Source organism: Pseudomonas sp. (assembly GCF_036404235.1).
Classification (GTDB): Bacteria; Pseudomonadota; Gammaproteobacteria; order Pseudomonadales; family Pseudomonadaceae; genus Aquipseudomonas.
The window spans coordinates 1-16,891 of the sequence record NZ_DASWOT010000029.1 but is presented as its reverse complement, the minus strand read 5'-3'; the positions used below and the strand labels follow the sequence as shown (position 1 = coordinate 16,891).

Here is a 16,891-nt window from a genome sequence, read left to right as displayed (position 1 = left end):
ACAGGCGAAGAAGATGGTGGGTGAGTCGGTCTCGATCTACAACGGCGAGCGACCGCACCTGTCTTTGAAATACAAAACGCCCGATGCGGTGCATCGGGCGTTGGGATGAAACAGGTGTAAACCTATTTCAGGACTAGACATCATGTGCCAGAAAATCGCTATTTTTTCCGAGCGATTTACTCCTGGCCTTGAATCGGCTCACGCCTTGATGAGCCGGATTCGATTGTGTTGCAGGGTTACTCGGCCTTGCCCCGAACAATCCGTCCACCTTTCACTTCGTCTGCATAGGCTTTGAGCTTGTCGGCATCCTTGTACAGCTGATTCATCAGGTGCAGCACTGCGACAACATCCACGTCCTTGACGCGTTCGGCCAGTCGGCTGATCTCGCCCGCTGTGCGTTCCAGATTACCGGCCACGCCATAAAGGTCGCGTTTCAATTCTATCGATGACTTTTTCAACCCCACTTCGTTCTCCTGAATACCTGACTGATGACGCTGTTACCGGGCGCGAGTTGACAGCGCACGAGCGTAACGCCGCGCACTATAGCGCAAGACGTCCGAATTCGGGTTTCGGTCCTGTGACTGCTGGTTCATAAATCATCGGAGGGAGGTCTCATCTGGACGATGATTTTCAGGCGCGTGATTTGACGCGCAGGTTTAACCGGGGCGTCGAGGTTTTTTAAAAAAAGATTATTTGTAATGCACGCTGGACCTTTTGCCACGATGCGCGATCATCTGTGCATGGAAACTCAATGGAGGTGTGTATGTTAAGTCGGTCACTGACCCTTGCCATCCTGTTTGCTGTCAGTGGTCCGCTGCTGGCTGCCGACGGTGATACCCCACTGGCCCAGGAGCGTGGCAAGTCTCGTGCGCTGATCATCATCGCTTCCAGCACGGTGGACCCGACGCTGGTGAGTCTGAAGAAGAATCTGGATGACCCTGCTAATCATGAAGCCTTCGTCAAGCGCGACATGGTGCTTTACACCATCGTTAACACCATCGGCCAGCGCAACGGCAAGGACATGGATGCGCAAAGCACTATGGCGCTGATCCGTGAGCTCAAGCTTGGGGTGAAGTCGCAGACGCAGGCTCAGGTGATTCTCGTGGGCAAGGACGGCGAGAAGAAAATCGACCGTTCCGGGCCGATCGATCCCAAGGAGATCTTCAATACCATCGATCAAATGCCGATGGCAGAGAAAGAGGCCGTTGCTCCAGCCTCGGCACCTGTGGCCGCAGAACCCAAGGCAGCAGCTAAACCGGGCAAGGCAGGGAAGGGGACCGCACCTGCACCAGCGCCAGCATTGGATGATTAATCAGGGCAACCGAGAGGTCACGAGTATGCGCCTAGCTGTTAATATCGCTCCCTTTTTACAGCAGGGAATGACATGAAACAGTGGGCGGGAGTGGCAGCACTGATGCTGTTGACAGGCTGCATGAGTTTGAATCAGACCCGCTCGGCAGGGCCTGTCCAGGTGTATTCCAGCCAAAAGCCGGCGGCCGCCGTCGCTGAGTGCATCAAGGTGACGTGGGCGGATGTGCAGATGTTCGGCGATGTGGCCGATGTGTTCCTGAAGAGCAACGCACCGGGCGATTTCACGGTCTACACCACTGAAGGTCAATACTTTGCCGACGTGCTGGGCAAAGGCGCCACGACCAACGTCAGTTTTTACGCAAAACCAGGTGCATCGGTTAAGGATCAACGCGGCGCGGTAGTCGCGACCTGCCTGTAATCGCTAAGCGACGTAATAAAAAACCGGCTGATTGGTGCCGGTTTTTTTGTTTATGGACCTCAGGTTTTCGAAATACGGACTTCGCGCTCACATCGGTGGCGCAACACCGTTCTCGCCAGCAGAAATCGACAGCGCACTGAGTGCGCCGTCAGAGGCCTTCTGCGCCTGCATCACGATCTTTACGCCGGGCTTGAGTAGGGTGCGATCGCCTGGCACCAGATTGACGATAGGCACATCGTCTGGAATGACGATCTTCTTCTGACCGCCTTTGTAATTAACAGTGATCGTGCGCCCGTTGCTGGTGACCAGATCACCCACCGAGCCATTGGTCATGCTGCTGTCCTTACCCAGATCAAAGGCCCGATGGCCGTCGCCGGTGCCTGCCAGTTCTGGCGGAAAAACATGAATCTCCAGCGCCTTCAGGGTGCCGTCCGGCAAGGGCACGGCGGCTGAGCCGATGTAGCTGCCGGGTTTGATTTCGGACACTTCGCCCAAGGTCACGCCGCGCACCACAGTGTCTTTATTGAGGTTGACCTGCAGGTCTTCACCGTTTTTGGTGTGGACCTGCATCACGTCGCCCTCAATGGCGGTAATTGCGCCTCTGACACGTGTCGGTGTTGCGTCTTGTGCTTGTGAGGGGCTGGCGATCATGAGGGCACTGGCGAACAGGCTTGAGATCAAAAGGGTGTCTCGCACGCGCTTGCTTATTGTCATTTTCATGGATGGCGCATTCCTGAGTGTTTTCGTCGGTAAAGCTTACACCTCAATGACTGGACGATTTCATGACAAATCAGTCAGCAAACGCTGCTCTGGCTAGGGGTATGCGTGGCCTGCGGATAAGCTCAGAGGCGTCAGGCGGCGAATGCCTTTCGCATGCGACATTTAATGAGGTCTGTTGGGATGATGACGGGTGCATAGATTATTTGCATAGTTTCCTAGAATAAAAATGAATTTAGTTAATTATCGGTCCAGTGATATGGTTTTAACCAGTCACTGAACCGTGGAAAAAAGTTATTAAAACCTTCCAGGTGACGGCTTTTATTTCAACTACTTGGTAAGGGATCGCACCATGTCAGCTTTCGATCATTTGACCCGGCGTCGGCTATTGGGTCTGGCCAGTACTGCGCTGGCAACCCCGTTTTTGTTGTCGCTGCCGAGTTCCGCCTGGGCCGTGGATGAGCATGCCGGGCATGGTACTGCATCCGACGCCGAGCCTGCCGGAACCGGTGACTTCATACGGCTAGATCAACCACGCGCCTTGAAGCTGGCGATCAACCTTAATGCGGTCTGCCTGGCTCCGGTGGTTATTGCCCATGGTCAGGGATTCTTCAAAAAGCACAACCTTGATGTCGAGTTGGTCAACTTCGGAAACTCTACCGAAGTGCTGCTGGAGGCCATCGCCACTGGCAAGGCGGACGCTGGGATTGGCATGGCGTTGCGTTGGCTCAAAGCACTGGAGCAGGGCTTTGATGTCAAGCTCACTGCCGGTACGCATGGCGGTTGTTTGCGTCTGCTGAGCGCAGTTAATGGAGGTATCAGCAAACTCGAAGACCTCAAGGGGAAGGCCATCGGCGTGACCGACATGGCCAGTCCGGATCGCAACTTCTTCTCGATCTTGCTGAAAAAACACGGTATCGATCCAGTGCGTGATGTCGAATGGCGTCTGTATCCCGCCGACCTGTTGGGCACGGCGTTGGAGCGCGGTGAGGTGCAGGCAGTCAGCGGCAGTGATCCGTTCATGTACCGGTTGATCCATGCGGGCAAGGCGCGTGAGCTGTCGAGCAACCTGGTCGAGGAATACGCTAACCTCAGCTGCTGCGTGGTCGGGGTGACCGGAAAACTGGCGCGTGACGACAAGCGCGTAGCGGCTGCATTGACCCAGGCAATTCTTGAAGCGCATGACTATTCGGTAAAGCACCCGGAGGAGGTGGCAAAGGGGTTCCAGGCGTATGCGCTCAACACCACCACCGAAGAAGTGGTGGCCATCCTGCACGACCATACTCACGGGCACCACGCTGTCGGCGCTGCGCTGACCACGGAAATCGCCACTTACGTTACCGATTTGAAAACCGTTGAAGTGATCCGACAGAGCACCGATGCCAACACATTTGCCAAGGAGATCACCGCCGATGTCTTCAGTTGAGGCGTCTGCGGCCCGCATTCGCGCTGGTCGCGCTTCGATCAAGCTCTGGCGGCAAGGGACCCTCGCCGTGTTGGCGTGGGTCGGTGTGGCGTTACTGATCAGCTATTTGCCGAACGCGACACGTAACTGGCCGATGACCCAGGGGCTGGCGAATCTGTGTCTGGCGGTCGCTGCTGTGATTGCCTTGGCTGTCATCGCCGGACACTGGTCGCAGCGCGTCGCACAGCGCACGCAGCATCTCGGCGCCTGGCTGATCGCGTTGCCGATCCTGCTTGGGATCTGGGAACTGCTGACCGCGAAGTTGGGTTGGTTACCAGTGCCGTTTTTCGCGCCTCCGCAAGCGCTGCTGGACGTCTACGTCGAAGACTGGCCACGGCTGGCCGACAGCCTGTTTCACTCGGCGTTGCTGCTGGGCAGTGGTGTCGCACTGGGCGCGGTGACCGGGTTCATCGCTGGCGTGGCCATCGGCTGGTCGCGCAGTATTGGCTACTGGCTACATCCGGTGCTACGGATTCTCGGTCCGGTGCCCTCGACGGCGTTACTGCCACTGTGCTTTTTTCTGTTTCCCAGCAGTTGGAGTGCGAGCGTTTTCCTGATCGCGTTGGCGACATGGTTCCCGGTCACGGTCCTGACGTGGTCCGGTGTTGCCAGCGTCGACAAAGCTTATTACGACGTGGCCCGCACGCTCGGCGCGAAGCAGCGCTTTCTAATCTTCAAAGTAGCGATTCCGGCAGCGCTGCCGCACGTCTTCGTCGGGCTGTTCATGGGCCTGGGCGCTTCGTTTTCAACGCTTGTGGTCGCCGAGATGATGGGCGTCAAATCCGGCATCGGCTGGTACTTGCAGTGGGCTCAAGGCTGGGCGGCGTACGCCAATATGTACGCGGCGTTGTTGATCATGGCATTGGCCTGTTCCGGGCTGATTTCGGCACTGTTTCTGATTCGTGATCGTTTACTGGCTTGGCAGCAGGGGGCAATGAAATGGTAAGTGTGGCGCGAGAGATCGCAGATTCACCCCGCAGCCCGGGTTTAGCGTTGCGCATCGATAATCTGAGCCATGGCTTTTCGCTGGAGGGCGAGCGATTGCCGGTGCTTGAGCGCGTATCGATTGACGTCGCGCCAGGTGAGTTCGTCGCGTTGCTGGGCCCCTCCGGGTGTGGCAAATCGACCTTATTGCGCCTGGTTGCCGGGCTCGAACCTGCCGACAGCGGCACCTTGTTGGCGGATGGTGCACCGATTACCGGCCCCGACCCCAGTCGTGTCGTGGTGTTCCAGGACCCGACGCTCTACCCTTGGCGCAAGGTCTGGGACAACGTGGCCCTGGGGCTGGAGGCGCAGGGGCTGCTGAAAACCACTAAAGGCAAGGTCGATCAGGCATTGGAGAAAGTTGGCCTGAGCCAGTTCGCCCGCGCCTATCCGCGTCAGCTGTCCGGCGGAATGGCGCAGCGCGTGGCATTGGCTCGTGCGTTGGTCAACGAGCCTCGGTTGCTGATTCTGGATGAACCTTTGGGCAAGCTGGATTCGCTGACCCGCATAACCATGCAACAGGAGCTGATCGACCTCTGGCAACGTCAGGGCTATACCGCGCTGTTGGTGACCCACGACGTGGAAGAGGCTCTGTTGTTGGCCAATAGAGTCATCGTGTTCAGTGATCGCCCTGCCAGTATCAAGGCGCAACTGACCATCGACCGACCGTATCCACGGCACCGCGACGATCCGTATCTGGTAGACCTGCGGCGTGAGATTCTAGGGTTGTTGGGGTTAGGGCAGAGTTGGTGAGGGGGGACGCGCGGTGAATCCGCCGATGCCTTTTCACACTGTCTGTACCGAGCGTTTAGCCGCTGTAGCAGGACAAGGGTAGGGGATCGCCCGCCGTCCAGATGCCGCGCTGTCGTGCAGCAAACAGGGCATTTAAATACCGTCTTGCCTGTCACCGGGCAAGCGCGATGTGGCAAACAACTTAACAGCCGCTTAGTCCATCTGTTTCAGTTCCATTGGCAAAGACCGGCGTTAGGCCTATTGCTTGATTCGCCGGGAAAATTCGTTCGACAATCGCGCAGTCAATCCAACGACCGTCAAGACGGGCATGTTTCTCGTAAACGCCCACTTGGCGAAAACCGCAGGTCTGGCACAGGGCAAGGCTGGCTTGGTTGGAGGTGAATATGCGTGAAAGGACTTTCCAAAATCCAAGAGCTTCTGCTTCGTTGAGCAATGCTTGAAGCAGGTGCTTACCTAGCCCTTGGCCTCGAGCCTCACGACTCATGTATATCGAAAAGTCAGCTATGCCGTCATAGCAGGCGCGATCTCGATACCTGCTGAGGCTCGCCCATCCTACAACCTGATCTTGCTCATCAAGCATCACCAGTACAGGGTAGCGAGAACCCGTTTGGAGTCGCTCAAGCATGTCCGTTGGGTTACGGGGGGTGGTTTCGAACGTGGAGCTACGTTCCTCAATGCCTTGGTTGTAGATGGTGGCTATTGAGGTTGCGTCAACGGGCTCAGCAGGACGGATGCGCATGATGGATTCCATTATGTTGGTAGTGACAACATTTACATCAAAAAAATGGGCTCTAACCCGGCTGCATGGCATCTGAGCAAGGCTTATTCGTGAGGCCGCACCGTTTTTCGGTCGCTCGTGTGATCTGTCTGAGCAGGGTTAATGCCCCTTGCCTGGCTTCGACTGACAGGTTCTCGATCATTGCTCTCTCCTCGGCAATGAGGTCGCCCCGGATTTTCTCGTAGAGTTCCCTGCCAGCGTCCGTGGCCTGAATCTTCACAGCGCGACGGTCTTGCTCATCTTCAACGCGTGACACATAACCCTTACGTTCGAGCGCTTCAATCACACGGCTCGCCGTGCTTTTGTCCAAACACATTTCCTCGGCCAAGACCTGAAGCCGCAGAGCACCTTTCTTGACAAGCGTTTGGATCGCATAGCATTGAGTGACCGAAACGTCGTAGCAGCAGATTTTGTCTCTATCTCGAAACTGGTAGACGCGGACAAGCTGGTTCAGCGCCTCGTACAAATCCTCGGCATCCTGCGCTAACTGGTCTTTTTTCCGCTTCGGCATAATCGTCACAAATTTGTTGTTAGCTGCAACAATAATCGTGGCGGTGCTGAATCGTCAACAAGGCTCCGCTGGTTGATGGTACGAAATACATCGCGCTAGGTTGTTGTTACTAACAACGGAAAGCGAGTTCAGCGAGTGAGTCTTCCCGAATCGTTACGCCCTGACACGCAGGGTACGCGGCGACATCGAAAGCATACGCTTTACCGGATATACCAAAATACGTATATTCGATTTTTCGTATGTATGGAGACTGCCGTGACCGAACCGATCAAAGTCCTTTTCGTCTGCGTTGCCAACTCTGCTCGCTCACACCTCGCGCAGGCTCTGCTACGTCATGCGCGATTCGCGTTTCGCGGCGTTCAGTGCAGGTTCTCAGCCATCCGGTGTTGATCCGTGAGCTGTCGCCGCACTTGAAAACGTCGATGTGGATGCGTCCGAGCATCTGGAGGATGTATGACAAAACCCATGAATCCTACTGCGCTCTTCAAGTGCCTGGCGGATGACACTCGTACCAAAATCACATTGCTGATCGTAAGAGAGGGTGAGCTGTGCGTTTGTGAGCTGACCGCAGCCCTCGACCAGAGCCAGCCTAAAATCTCCCGCCATCTGGCACTCCTTCGCTCGGCCGGTCTGCTGATGGATCGCCGCCAGGGGCAGTGGGTTTATTACCGACTTCATCCAGAGCTGCCCGACTGGGTGACCGCCGTTTTGAAAGACGTCGTCGATGCGAACCAGCAGTGGTTGGAAGACGAGGCTACGCGCCTATGCGACATGAGTGGCCGCCCCATCAACCAGGCCGTGTGCGACTAATCCGCGCCCCTTTCGAGTGTTTGAGATGCTTCTTGCCGTATCAATTTTCGTCGTCACCATCGCACTGGTCATCTGGCAGCCCAAAGGCTTGGGCGTGGGTTGGAGCGCAAGCCTTGGTGCCGTCTTGGCTCTGCTCTCTGGCGTGGTCAGCCCTGGGGACATTCTTGAGGTGTGGCACATCGTTTGGAATGCCACGGCCACATTTATCGCGGTGATCATCATCAGCTTACTGCTCGATGAAGCAGGATTTTTCGAGTGGGCTGCACTGCATGTTGCCCGCTGGGGGGCAGGGAGCACCCGAAAGCTTTTCGTATTCATCATATTGCTAGGTGCCGCTGTATCGGCGCTTTTCGCCAATGACGGTGCAGCGCTGATCCTCACGCCTATCGTGATCGCGATGCTGCTGGCTCTGCGGTTTTCTCCCGCAGCCACCTTGGCATTCGTCATGGCTGCGGGATTCATAGCAGATACCGCGAGCCTGCCACTGGTGGTTTCCAATCTGGTTAACATCGTCTCCGCCGATTACTTCAACATTGGCTTTACCGAATATGCCTCCGTTATGGTTCCGGTCAACCTTGCCAGCGTTGCGGCGACATTGGTGATGCTGTTGTGGTTCTTTCGCAAGGAGTTGCCCGCGACCTACGATCTTGCGCAGTTGCGTCAACCTTGCGAGGCGATACGAGACCGGCCAACGTTTGTCGCAGGTTGGTGGGTGCTGGCTCTCCTGCTGATCGGCTTCTTCGTGATCGAACCTCTAGGGGTTCCGATCAGTGTCATTGCAGCGGTGTGTGCATTTATCCTCTATGTGATCGCAGCCCGCGGCCAAGCAATCAACGCGGGGAAGGTCCTCAAAGGCGCACCATGGCAAGTGGTGATTTTTTCCCTTGGCATGTACCTGGTCGTCTACGGGCTCAAAAATGCCGGTCTCACAGACCACATTTCGCAGATCCTGAACTTTTTCTCGGGCTACGGGATTTGGGGCGCATCACTTGGCACCGGGCTGCTCACAGCCTTGCTGTCCTCGATCATGAACAACATGCCAACTGTGCTCGTCGGCGCTTTGTCCATACACGCTGCCGAGGCCGAGGGCGTGGTTCAACAAGCAATGGTGTACGCCAACATTATTGGTTGTGACCTAGGCCCTAAGATCACGCCCATCGGTAGCCTCGCCACATTGCTTTGGCTGCACGTGCTGGCTAAGAAGGACATCAAGATCAGCTGGGGTTACTACTTCAAGACCGGGATCGTGCTGACCTTGCCCATCCTTGTCGTCACCCTGTGCGCGCTGGCATTGCGTCTCAGTTTCTGAATCAAGGAATCCTCTGATGAAAGTCTTGTTCATGTGTACGCACAACAGCTGCCGCAGCATTCTGTCGGAGGCGCTGTTCAACCACCTGGCACCTGAAGGCGTAGAAGCGATCAGCTCGGGAAGCTTTCCCAGTGGTCGCGTAAATCCACGGGCCTTACAGACGCTGGAGGCGGCGGGTATTTCCACGGCGGGCCTGAGCAGCAAGGCTTCGGACGCTTTTGAAGGCTCGCCACCGGACATTGTGCTTACCGTTTGTGATCGGGCTGCGGGTGAAGCATGCCCCATCTTTTTCGGGCCAGCCTTGAAGGCCCATTGGGGCTTGGCCGATCCGTCGGAAGCCACCGGGTTAGAAGCCGAGATGACCGCAGCGTTTGAGACCACCCTCGTCAAAATTCGCGAACGCGTGAGCGCGTTTCTTGCGCTGCCGCTGAAGACCATGGGCGCTGAACAGCTCAAAGCTGAACTGAACCGCATAGGTTCGCTTTGAAGAGCAATCGAGGCGGCGCCTACAGAAAGTCTTTTTTATTCATAGAGTTATCGTGTATTTGATGAGGGATGTCGCAGGCTGCGAGACGTCACCACACTCAATATCTCTTGAGCGCCTGACAGATGTTTTCGCAGCCTTTGTAGCCTTGTCAACGCCAGGGGCGGTTGCCCATCATGCGGCAGATGCTTGTTCTTTCAACGTGGCCATGTCGATCACGAAGCGATACTTCACGTCGCCCTTGAGCATGCGTTCGTAGGCACCGTTGATATCTCGCATGGCGATCATTTCGATGTCCGAGACAATCCCGTGTTTGGCACAGAAATCCAGCATCTCCTGGGTTTCCTGTATGCCACCGATCAGCGATCCGGCCAGGCTGCGGCGTTTGAAGATCAGGTTGAACACCGATGGCGATGGGTGTGGATGATCTGGCGCACCCACCAGCGTCATGGTGCCGTCGCGCTTGAGTAGGTTGAGAAACGCATCCAGGTCGTGCGGCGCGGCCACGGTGTTGAGGATGAAGTCGAGGCGATTGGCCTGTGTTGCCATTTCGTCGGGGTTTTTCGACACGATCACTTCATCGGCCCCCAGACGCAGGCCATCTTCACGCTTGTTAGGCGATGTGGTGAACAGCACTACATGCGCGCCCATCGCGTGGGCGATTTTCACGGCCATGTGGCCCAAGCCACCGAGCCCAACCACGCCGACTTTCTTGCCAGGCCCGACGTTCCAGTGATGCAGCGGCGAGTAAGTAGTGATGCCAGCACACAGCAGTGGCGCCACTGCCGCCAGATTGGCATCTTCGCCATGGGTGATGCGCAGGACGAATTTCTCTTTCACGACGATGTTGTCGGAATACCCGCCAAAGGTGTTTTCACCACCGAATACAGGCCCGTTGTAGGTGCCAGTAAAGCCATTTTCGCAGTATTGCTCTTCACCTTCGGCACAGGAAGCACAGTGCTGGCAGCTGTCGACCATGCAACCGACTCCCGCCAGATCACCGACCTTGAAATGTTTCACCGCTGCGCCGACCGCTGTCACACGACCAACGATTTCATGGCCCGGCACCGAGGGGTACAGCGTGTTATTCCATTCGTTACGGGCGGTGTGCAGGTCCGAGTGACAAACGCCGCAGTACAGAATATCCATCTGCACGTCGTCGGCGCCTGGCGTACGGCGCTCGATCTGAAAGGGCTTGAGGGCATCATTGGGATTTTGCGCGGCATAGCTGTATGTCTTACTCATTACGATCATCTCCAGAAAGGTAGAAGTAAAAAGTGCGTCAGCATTTAGAGACAGCTGTCAGCTGCGAAAGGTCATTGATCAATCCTTGTTGATCGGCGAAGACCAGAACAGCCTACTCTTGGATGGATACCCTGAAAAACGTTCATTGGAGTGAATATCTGCCGATGTAAAACCTGCAACTGTGTAGAAATCAGAAATAAGTCGTAAAAACTCGGTATTTGCATCATTTATCGGCAGTAAGCGCACATATGCTGCTTGCAACAATCTGTCTTACCCCATGAAGATAGCCTTAGTCACACGTTGGCAATGGAGCGCCTATGAATTCCCGTGTCTGGAACCCTGATCGACGACCATTGAACACAAGCGGGCGTGCATCGGATACGGTCGCTATCGAGGACGGTTGTTCAGCGACGCCAGGTGTTCACGAAGAGACCCTCGAGAGCCTTCTGCGGGGCGCGCAAAAAGCTTCGCCGTCCTTGAGTTGGGCAGCCTATCGTGCGGGTGAGCACATGCACTTGTTGGGACAGGGTGATGCCTCGATCCCTTGGCCAACGCTGATTCAACGCGACGCTTTCGAGGTGTTCTGCCAGGAACGGCGCTTGCACCGTTGGGCCACGGGGTATGGCGAAAGTGTGCTCGGCTGGTTGGTCGCCTCTGAACAACACGGCGACGATCCGCAACTGACTGAACTCGCCTCGACATTGGGCCTGCATTTGCAGACCGCCGCGTTGGCACGTGCCCAGGCGACGCAGCGAGTGCTGTATGAAATTACCTATCTGGCCAGTTCCACGCGGGACCGCTCGGAATTCCTTCAGGGTGTACACCAACAACTGTCGACCTTGATCGACGCCGAGAATTTTTACCTAGCGCTGTATGAGAACCACAGCGGCAAAATTACCTATCCGTATTACATCGACATCACCGACGCCGATGCTCTAGAAGCAGAAACCTGCGAGTACCTCGATCACGAGCACTTGTCCATGACCGGGTATGTGCTGACCACTGAGCAACCACTGTTCGTCGACGCCGCTGACATCGAGCAGGCTCAGGCACGCAAGCGCTTTTACTGCGTGGGACATCGACCGCAGTTCTGGATGGGCGCTCCCCTTAAAAATGCCTCAGACGACGTGTTCGGCATGCTGGCCATGCAGGTCTATGATGTCTCGCGGATCTACAGCGTCGAAGATCGCGAACTGTTTCTGGTGGTTGTGCGGCACGTGGCCATGGCGCTTGACCGGATTTTGCACCGTGCGCACCTGGAGGAAACCGTCGCCCGGCGCACCGTCGAGCTGTCCAGGCTCAACGATGCGCTGCGCAGTGAAGTGGCTGATCGTGAACGCGCCGAGCACCTGCAAAGCGCGTTGTTTCAGATCACCGAACTGTCCAGCCAGCCGGGCGACATGGCCGAGTTGTTTCGCAGCCTGCACGGCATCGTCGGCGATTTGCTGTTCGCGCTTAACTTCTATATCGCGCTATTCGACGACACCACGGGGGAGGTGGCTTTTCCCTATTACGTCGATGAGCGGCTGGCTGAGCGACCGAATCCACGGCGCGGGGAGCGCGGCTTTACGGAGTACGTCATTCGTCAGCGGCGTCCTTGCCTGATAGACAGCACCGAAGCGCGACGGCTGGAAAGCCTTGGCGAGATTACTATCCAGAATGAAATCAATCGCTCCAGTTCATGGTTGGGTATTCCGCTGTTCGAAGGCAAGACAGTGCGTGGTGTACTGGCGGTGCAAAGCTATTCGACGCACGTCAGCTACTCGCTACGCGATCAGGAATTGTTGACGTTTGTGTCAAGGCATATTGATACCGCGCTGTCGCGGCGTTCGGCGGCGCTGGCGATTCATACGGCCAATGTGCAATTGGAAGCCCGGGTGCAGGACCGCACCCGCGAACTGGATTACGCCAACGCCAAACTTCAGCACGAGAACGCTCACGACTCGTTGACTGGCCTGCCTAACCGCAGCCATCTTCAGCAACAACTGCAGATTGCCTGGGAGGCGTTCTGCACCCAGGGGCAGGAACTGGTGGTGATGTTCATCGACCTGGACCGATTCAAAATGGTCAACGACAGCCTGGGGCACCACTCCGGGGACCTGTTGCTGGTTCAGGCCGCTGATCGTCTGCGCAGTTGCATGCGTGACAGCGACCTGTTGGCACGGTTAGGCGGTGATGAGTTCGCCGTACTGGCGTTTAGCGCGCCACCGGATATCACGGTGGCCATCGCCGAGCGGATTCTGGAAGCCTTCGACCTGCCGTTTTATATCGACGGGCATGCAGTGTTTTCTTCCTGCAGCATTGGTGTAGTGGCCGCTGATCGTCAGTTCCACCTGGAGCCCGCCGACCTGCTGCGCGATGCCGACACTGCCATGTACCGGGTCAAGAACGCCGGGCGCGACAGTTACGCGGTGTTCAACCAGGAAGTGCGGCGCGAGGTGTCCGATCAGATGGAGCAGGAGAGTGCATTGCGCAATGCGCTCAAACGCACGGATGAGCTGCTGCCGTATTTTCAGCCGATCATCGACGTCGAAAGCGGCAAGATCCTTGCTCTGGAAGCCTTGATTCGCTGGCGTCAGCCGGACGGCCGAGTGATCGCGCCGGGCGACTTCCTGCCAGCGCTTGAAGGCTTGCGACTGATTGGGCGACTGGATTTCTACATGCTGCAAAGTGTTGTGGCCATCCTCGCGCAACCCCGTCACGCCCATTGGCCAACGGTGCATGTCAATTGTTCGAGTTACAGCATCACCCGCCCTGAGTTTTCCAGCGAAGTGCTGGGCCTGCTTGAGTTGCATGGCGTGCTGGCGTCACGCATCTGTCTGGAACTGACTGAAGGTGCGCTGGTGGCAGAGCCGGATCTGGCGCGCAAAGCCATGAAACACCTGGCCGACAATTGCGTGTCGGTGGTGCTGGATGACTTTGGCGCAGGCTTTTCGTCGCTCAGTTATGTCCACCAGTACCATTTCAGCGGCTTGAAAATTGACAAGTCCTTCATTCTGGAACTGACCACCAGCTCACGCAGCCGGGCGATTGTCCGGGCCATCGTGCGCATGGCCGAATCCTTGGGCTTGACCGTGGTGGCGGAGGGTGTGGAAGACGCCGCGACTCTGCAATTGCTGAGGGAAATGGGTGCAGGGCAGGCGCAGGGCTATTACTTCTCGGTGCCGTTGCCACAGGAAAGGCTGGATTTGAGTTCGCTTGTTTGACGCGACCCATCAACCGGCGCACTCACATCGCAAGGAAAATCCAGGACAACGGGCTACGCTCTCCAAGCAGCATCCACGATGCAGTACTCGATGGCAGGGTCGGTAAACGACATGGTTTTCCTCGGGAGAAGGGGAGTGCGCAGCCGTAATGGGTTTGGCATGACACCGTTGACTCGCCTGGAGCGAGGTGTCCCTGCTAGCTGATGTCGGCGCCTATTTTCCAGGGCGCGAGCCTGATCTTCGGGGGAAGAGCAATGAACCTGTATCGACGTGCTGGCCGCGCGCTGTGCGCCCTGATCGCGGTGATGAATGCTTCGGTGTGCCTGGCAGCATCAGAACAACAATTGGCCAGCATTGGCTCGTTGACAATGCAAGGCGGCAAGATCGATCAGTGCTCGATGGGCTATCGCACCTACGGCACGCTGGCGGCGGACCAAAGCAACGTGGTGCTGGTGCCGACGTGGCTCACCGGGCGTTCCGCCGATCAGGTCGCGCTGATCGGTCCGGGCAAGCTGATCGACACTGGCAAGTGGTATGTCATCGGCCTGGATACGCTGGGCAATGGCATATCCTGCTCGCCCTCCAACAGCAAGAACCATCCGCGCTTGATGTTTGGGCCGTTCACTCTGCGCGACATGGTCAAGGCGCAGCATCGGCTGTTGGCCTCGACGTTGGGCATCGACCACGCGTACGCCATCGTCGGATTCTCCATGGGGGGCATGCAGGCATTGCAGTGGGCGGTGATGTACCCGGATTACGCACGCAACATTGTCGTGATCGTTGGCACGCCGCAACCTTCGGCCCGAGATCTGAATGTCTGGAAACAAGAACTGCGCGCCATTGAACAGACACCCGGCTGGAACAACGGTAACTATGCGTCGGGCACCTCATTCAAGAAGCTGATCGCGCTGCACAGCGAGTTTCTCTGGATGCCAGAGGCGATGGCCGCGAAAGAGGTCGCCAGCCAGCGCCCGACGACAGACAGTCTGCGAGGTGCTGTTAGCAGCCAGACCTTCAGTGTCGTGGACTGGTATCGCCAATTGCAGGCCATGACCCAGTTTGATCTGGTCAGGCAGGGCGACATGGCGACCCTGGCTCGAAAAATCAAAAGCCGCTTGTTGATTGTCACCTCCGAGCAGGACCGTCTTGTCGATCCGGCACCGGCCAAGGCCCTGGCCGCACAGAAACACGCGAAATTGCTGGTGCTGGATAACGATTGCGGTCACATGGCGCCGGTGTGCGAGATGGACAAGGTCGATGCCGCCTTGAAGGCATTTCTTAAATAACCGGCACCTGTGCAGCGGCAACCGAGAGTAGACAGCGGCCATGCACTGCCGCTGTCGGCAACGGTGGGCCGGTTTTGCCACCGCTGGGCTTTCTGTCGGGTTCCCGGCAGGCCTTGCCAAACAAGGCTTTTGGCGTTGTAACAGGATGTGGCACCTGTTTTGCTCTGTTCTCTGATGCATCTACAACCCATAAAAGGAGGTGAAAGATGATTATCGGCAACAGTGCCATCCATCACATCGTCTCGAAGGCCGTGGCGCACACGAACCTCGACACCAGTGACAAGGATGCATACGCCAACGCGGCGGCGCCGACCACTCCCGTTGTGCCTGTTTCTGGCAGCAATGATGCGTCGGCACAAAGCGGTACTGACGATAAACAGAGTTTCGACGAAGCTTTCGCCAAGCTGATGGTTAATCTGAAGGCCGCCACGGCCAGCACTACCGAGGAGGCGACTGATCCTCAAGCGGCGGTGTCGGCCATGATGGCAGGCGCCGACAAGCAACTGGCCTCCAACGACAGCGTGGCTTCGGGCAGTTCAGACAGCGCAAGTTCTGACCCTCTGGCCGTCAGTTCCGATCAGAGCGCTACGTCCCAGGACGTGGGTTCGGTCAAGGATCAGTTCCTGTCTTACATGAACCAGACCGATGCTGAAAAGGCGCGTCAGCAATTGACGGGTGTCAGCAAGGAAGAATATGACGCCATGACCCCAGAGCAGAAAGCGGCCGTCGAAAAGAAAGTCGCTGAACTGACCAAAGAAAATGTCGAGGTTGCTCAGCAGCAAGTTAAAGCAAAGATTGCGATGGCAAAGGCTGAAATGGCTTGAGTGGATGCATCGACGCAATGCTCAAAGGCAGACGGTTTTGCGACCGCCTGCCTTTTTAGCTGTTGAGAGATGGGCTGGAAATTTATGAGCGTGTCAGTTTTTCCAGGGCCGCTTCGGCGATGAACGAAGAGCGACTTTTAACGTTGTGATCGCGAACGTAGCGATCAATACGCTGGATGACGAAGCCTGGCAGCGTGACGTTGACCTTCTCGGTTTTGCCCAGATAGGGCGTGATGTCGATCTCCAGCATCCCCCAGCCCATTCCGGCGTAATCCGGATGGTCATGATGGGTGCGGGCAGAGGATGGTATTGGCACTGTCTGGCCGTTACTCGCCAACTCTTCCAATAGGATGTGGGCAATTTCGATGGCGGCGTTATAGGCGTCTTCGAACGTATCGCCTGCAGTCGACGCACCGGGTATATCGGGGATCTGAATGCCGATGGCGGTGGCGTCATCCCCCCATTCAATTGCGATGGGATATTGCATTGCTTGCTCCTGCAAACACCTCAAATCGTATTCGGTGATAACCACACCCGCCTCCTGATGCTTTTTACCGTTCCTATCGGCAGATCTTTTTTAGGATGCGGTACGGGGATGGACCAGGGGCTGCGAGGATGAGTGAAGATGTGATGGCTGCCGCTGATACGTTGAAGTGTCCAGCCAGCCGCCTGCGGTTCTGCTATCAGTTCCCTGCTTTTCAACATCATTTCCTTTTGATGTGTGCGGGGCTGATGCTGCGGACAGACTGACCTTAAATCAACTTAAAAGATGTATCCAGGGTTATAAAAT

At 56.6% G+C, this 16,891-nt stretch carries 18 protein-coding genes and 1 pseudogene; 12 read left to right on the top strand and 7 right to left on the bottom strand.

Features of this window, described 5'->3' with window-relative positions; translation table 11 throughout:
* Positions 1–236: 236 nt before the first annotated feature.
* On the bottom strand, positions 237–464 hold the full coding sequence (locus VGC62_RS04070; RefSeq protein WP_331185785.1) for a hypothetical protein: 228 nt from the start codon (positions 462–464) through the stop codon (positions 237–239).
* Between the two features lie 299 nt (positions 465–763).
* Between VGC62_RS04070 and VGC62_RS04065 the strand changes: the two genes are divergently transcribed.
* The gene (locus tag VGC62_RS04065; protein WP_331185784.1) at positions 764–1,312 is read left to right on the top strand and encodes a DUF4174 domain-containing protein; all 549 of its coding nucleotides are present in this window, start codon (positions 764–766) and stop codon (positions 1,310–1,312) included.
* A 72-nt stretch (positions 1,313–1,384) separates the two neighbouring features.
* Positions 1,385–1,729: a 2-oxoacid ferredoxin oxidoreductase gene (locus VGC62_RS04060; RefSeq protein WP_331185783.1), complete on the top strand. Its 345-nt coding sequence runs from the start codon at positions 1,385–1,387 to the stop codon at positions 1,727–1,729.
* A gap of 87 nt (positions 1,730–1,816) precedes the next feature.
* Here the strand turns inward: VGC62_RS04060 and VGC62_RS04055 are convergent, their stop codons facing one another.
* Complete coding sequence (locus VGC62_RS04055; protein WP_331185782.1) at positions 1,817–2,449, bottom strand: hypothetical protein; 633 nt, start codon at positions 2,447–2,449, stop codon at positions 1,817–1,819.
* A gap of 349 nt (positions 2,450–2,798) precedes the next feature.
* On the opposite strand from VGC62_RS04055, the gene VGC62_RS04050 reads away from it, so the two are divergent.
* The 3 genes from VGC62_RS04050 to VGC62_RS04040 are packed head-to-tail and all read left to right on the top strand — an operon-like array spanning position 2,799 to position 5,648.
* Positions 2,799–3,872: an ABC transporter substrate-binding protein gene (locus VGC62_RS04050; protein WP_331185781.1), complete on the top strand. Its 1,074-nt coding sequence runs from the start codon at positions 2,799–2,801 to the stop codon at positions 3,870–3,872.
* Positions 3,859–4,857, top strand: a complete 999-nt coding sequence (locus tag VGC62_RS04045) for an ABC transporter permease (RefSeq protein ID WP_331185780.1) — start codon at positions 3,859–3,861, stop codon at positions 4,855–4,857. Before VGC62_RS04050 ends, VGC62_RS04045 begins: the two co-directional genes overlap by 14 nt.
* Positions 4,851–5,648: an ABC transporter ATP-binding protein gene (locus VGC62_RS04040; RefSeq protein WP_331185779.1), complete on the top strand. Its 798-nt coding sequence runs from the start codon at positions 4,851–4,853 to the stop codon at positions 5,646–5,648. The genes VGC62_RS04045 and VGC62_RS04040 overlap by 7 nt, the downstream gene beginning before the upstream one ends.
* A 181-nt stretch (positions 5,649–5,829) precedes the next feature.
* Here the strand turns inward: VGC62_RS04040 and VGC62_RS04035 are convergent, their stop codons facing one another.
* Both VGC62_RS04035 and VGC62_RS04030 read right to left on the bottom strand, forming a co-directional pair.
* A complete protein-coding gene (locus VGC62_RS04035; protein WP_331185778.1) occupies positions 5,830–6,387 on the bottom strand; it encodes an arsinothricin resistance N-acetyltransferase ArsN1 family A in 558 nt (185 codons plus the stop codon).
* A gap of 52 nt (positions 6,388–6,439) precedes the next feature.
* The gene (locus VGC62_RS04030) at positions 6,440–6,937 is read right to left on the bottom strand and encodes a MarR family transcriptional regulator (protein WP_331185777.1); all 498 of its coding nucleotides are present in this window, start codon (positions 6,935–6,937) and stop codon (positions 6,440–6,442) included.
* 255 nt (positions 6,938–7,192) lie between these two features.
* Between VGC62_RS04030 and VGC62_RS04025 the strand changes: the two are divergent.
* From VGC62_RS04025 to VGC62_RS04010, 4 genes and pseudogenes are all read left to right on the top strand, one after another.
* Positions 7,193–7,331, top strand: a pseudogene (locus VGC62_RS04025) (arsenate reductase ArsC); the annotation flags it as partial.
* A 59-nt stretch (positions 7,332–7,390) separates the two neighbouring features.
* Complete coding sequence (locus VGC62_RS04020) at positions 7,391–7,747, top strand: metalloregulator ArsR/SmtB family transcription factor (RefSeq protein ID WP_331185776.1); 357 nt, start codon at positions 7,391–7,393, stop codon at positions 7,745–7,747.
* A 25-nt stretch (positions 7,748–7,772) separates the two neighbouring features.
* Entirely contained in the window at positions 7,773–9,056 is a 1,284-nt protein-coding gene (locus VGC62_RS04015; protein WP_331185787.1) for an arsenic transporter, read from the top strand.
* 16 nt (positions 9,057–9,072) lie between these two features.
* Positions 9,073–9,543, top strand: a complete 471-nt coding sequence (locus VGC62_RS04010; RefSeq protein WP_331185775.1) for an arsenate reductase ArsC — start codon at positions 9,073–9,075, stop codon at positions 9,541–9,543.
* 171 nt (positions 9,544–9,714) lie between these two features.
* Here VGC62_RS04010 and VGC62_RS04005 read toward each other — a convergent pair whose 3' ends face one another.
* Positions 9,715–10,785 carry an NAD(P)-dependent alcohol dehydrogenase gene (locus VGC62_RS04005; protein ID WP_331185774.1) on the bottom strand — a complete coding sequence of 357 codons (1,071 nt, stop codon included), beginning with the start codon at positions 10,783–10,785 and terminating at the stop codon, positions 9,715–9,717.
* 317 nt (positions 10,786–11,102) lie between these two features.
* Here VGC62_RS04005 and VGC62_RS04000 point away from each other — a divergent pair, with 317 nt between their 5' ends.
* The 3 genes from VGC62_RS04000 (at position 11,103) to VGC62_RS03990 (ending at position 16,101) form a co-directional block, all read left to right on the top strand.
* Complete coding sequence (locus VGC62_RS04000) at positions 11,103–13,991, top strand: sensor domain-containing phosphodiesterase (RefSeq protein ID WP_331185773.1); 2,889 nt, start codon at positions 11,103–11,105, stop codon at positions 13,989–13,991.
* A gap of 254 nt (positions 13,992–14,245) precedes the next feature.
* Entirely contained in the window at positions 14,246–15,277 is a 1,032-nt protein-coding gene (locus VGC62_RS03995) for an alpha/beta fold hydrolase (protein WP_331185772.1), read from the top strand.
* A 206-nt stretch (positions 15,278–15,483) separates the two neighbouring features.
* Positions 15,484–16,101 (top strand): hypothetical protein, encoded by a 618-nt coding sequence (locus VGC62_RS03990; protein ID WP_331185771.1) that lies wholly within the window; start codon positions 15,484–15,486, stop codon positions 16,099–16,101.
* A gap of 82 nt (positions 16,102–16,183) precedes the next feature.
* Here VGC62_RS03990 and VGC62_RS03985 read toward each other — a convergent pair whose 3' ends face one another.
* Together VGC62_RS03985 and VGC62_RS03980 are read right to left on the bottom strand one after the other, a co-directional pair.
* Complete coding sequence (locus tag VGC62_RS03985; protein ID WP_331185770.1) at positions 16,184–16,588, bottom strand: type II toxin-antitoxin system HicB family antitoxin; 405 nt, start codon at positions 16,586–16,588, stop codon at positions 16,184–16,186.
* A gap of 20 nt (positions 16,589–16,608) precedes the next feature.
* Positions 16,609–16,803 carry a type II toxin-antitoxin system HicA family toxin gene (locus VGC62_RS03980; protein ID WP_331185786.1) on the bottom strand — a complete coding sequence of 65 codons (195 nt, stop codon included), beginning with the start codon at positions 16,801–16,803 and terminating at the stop codon, positions 16,609–16,611.
* Between the last annotated feature and the right edge of the window lie 88 nt (positions 16,804–16,891).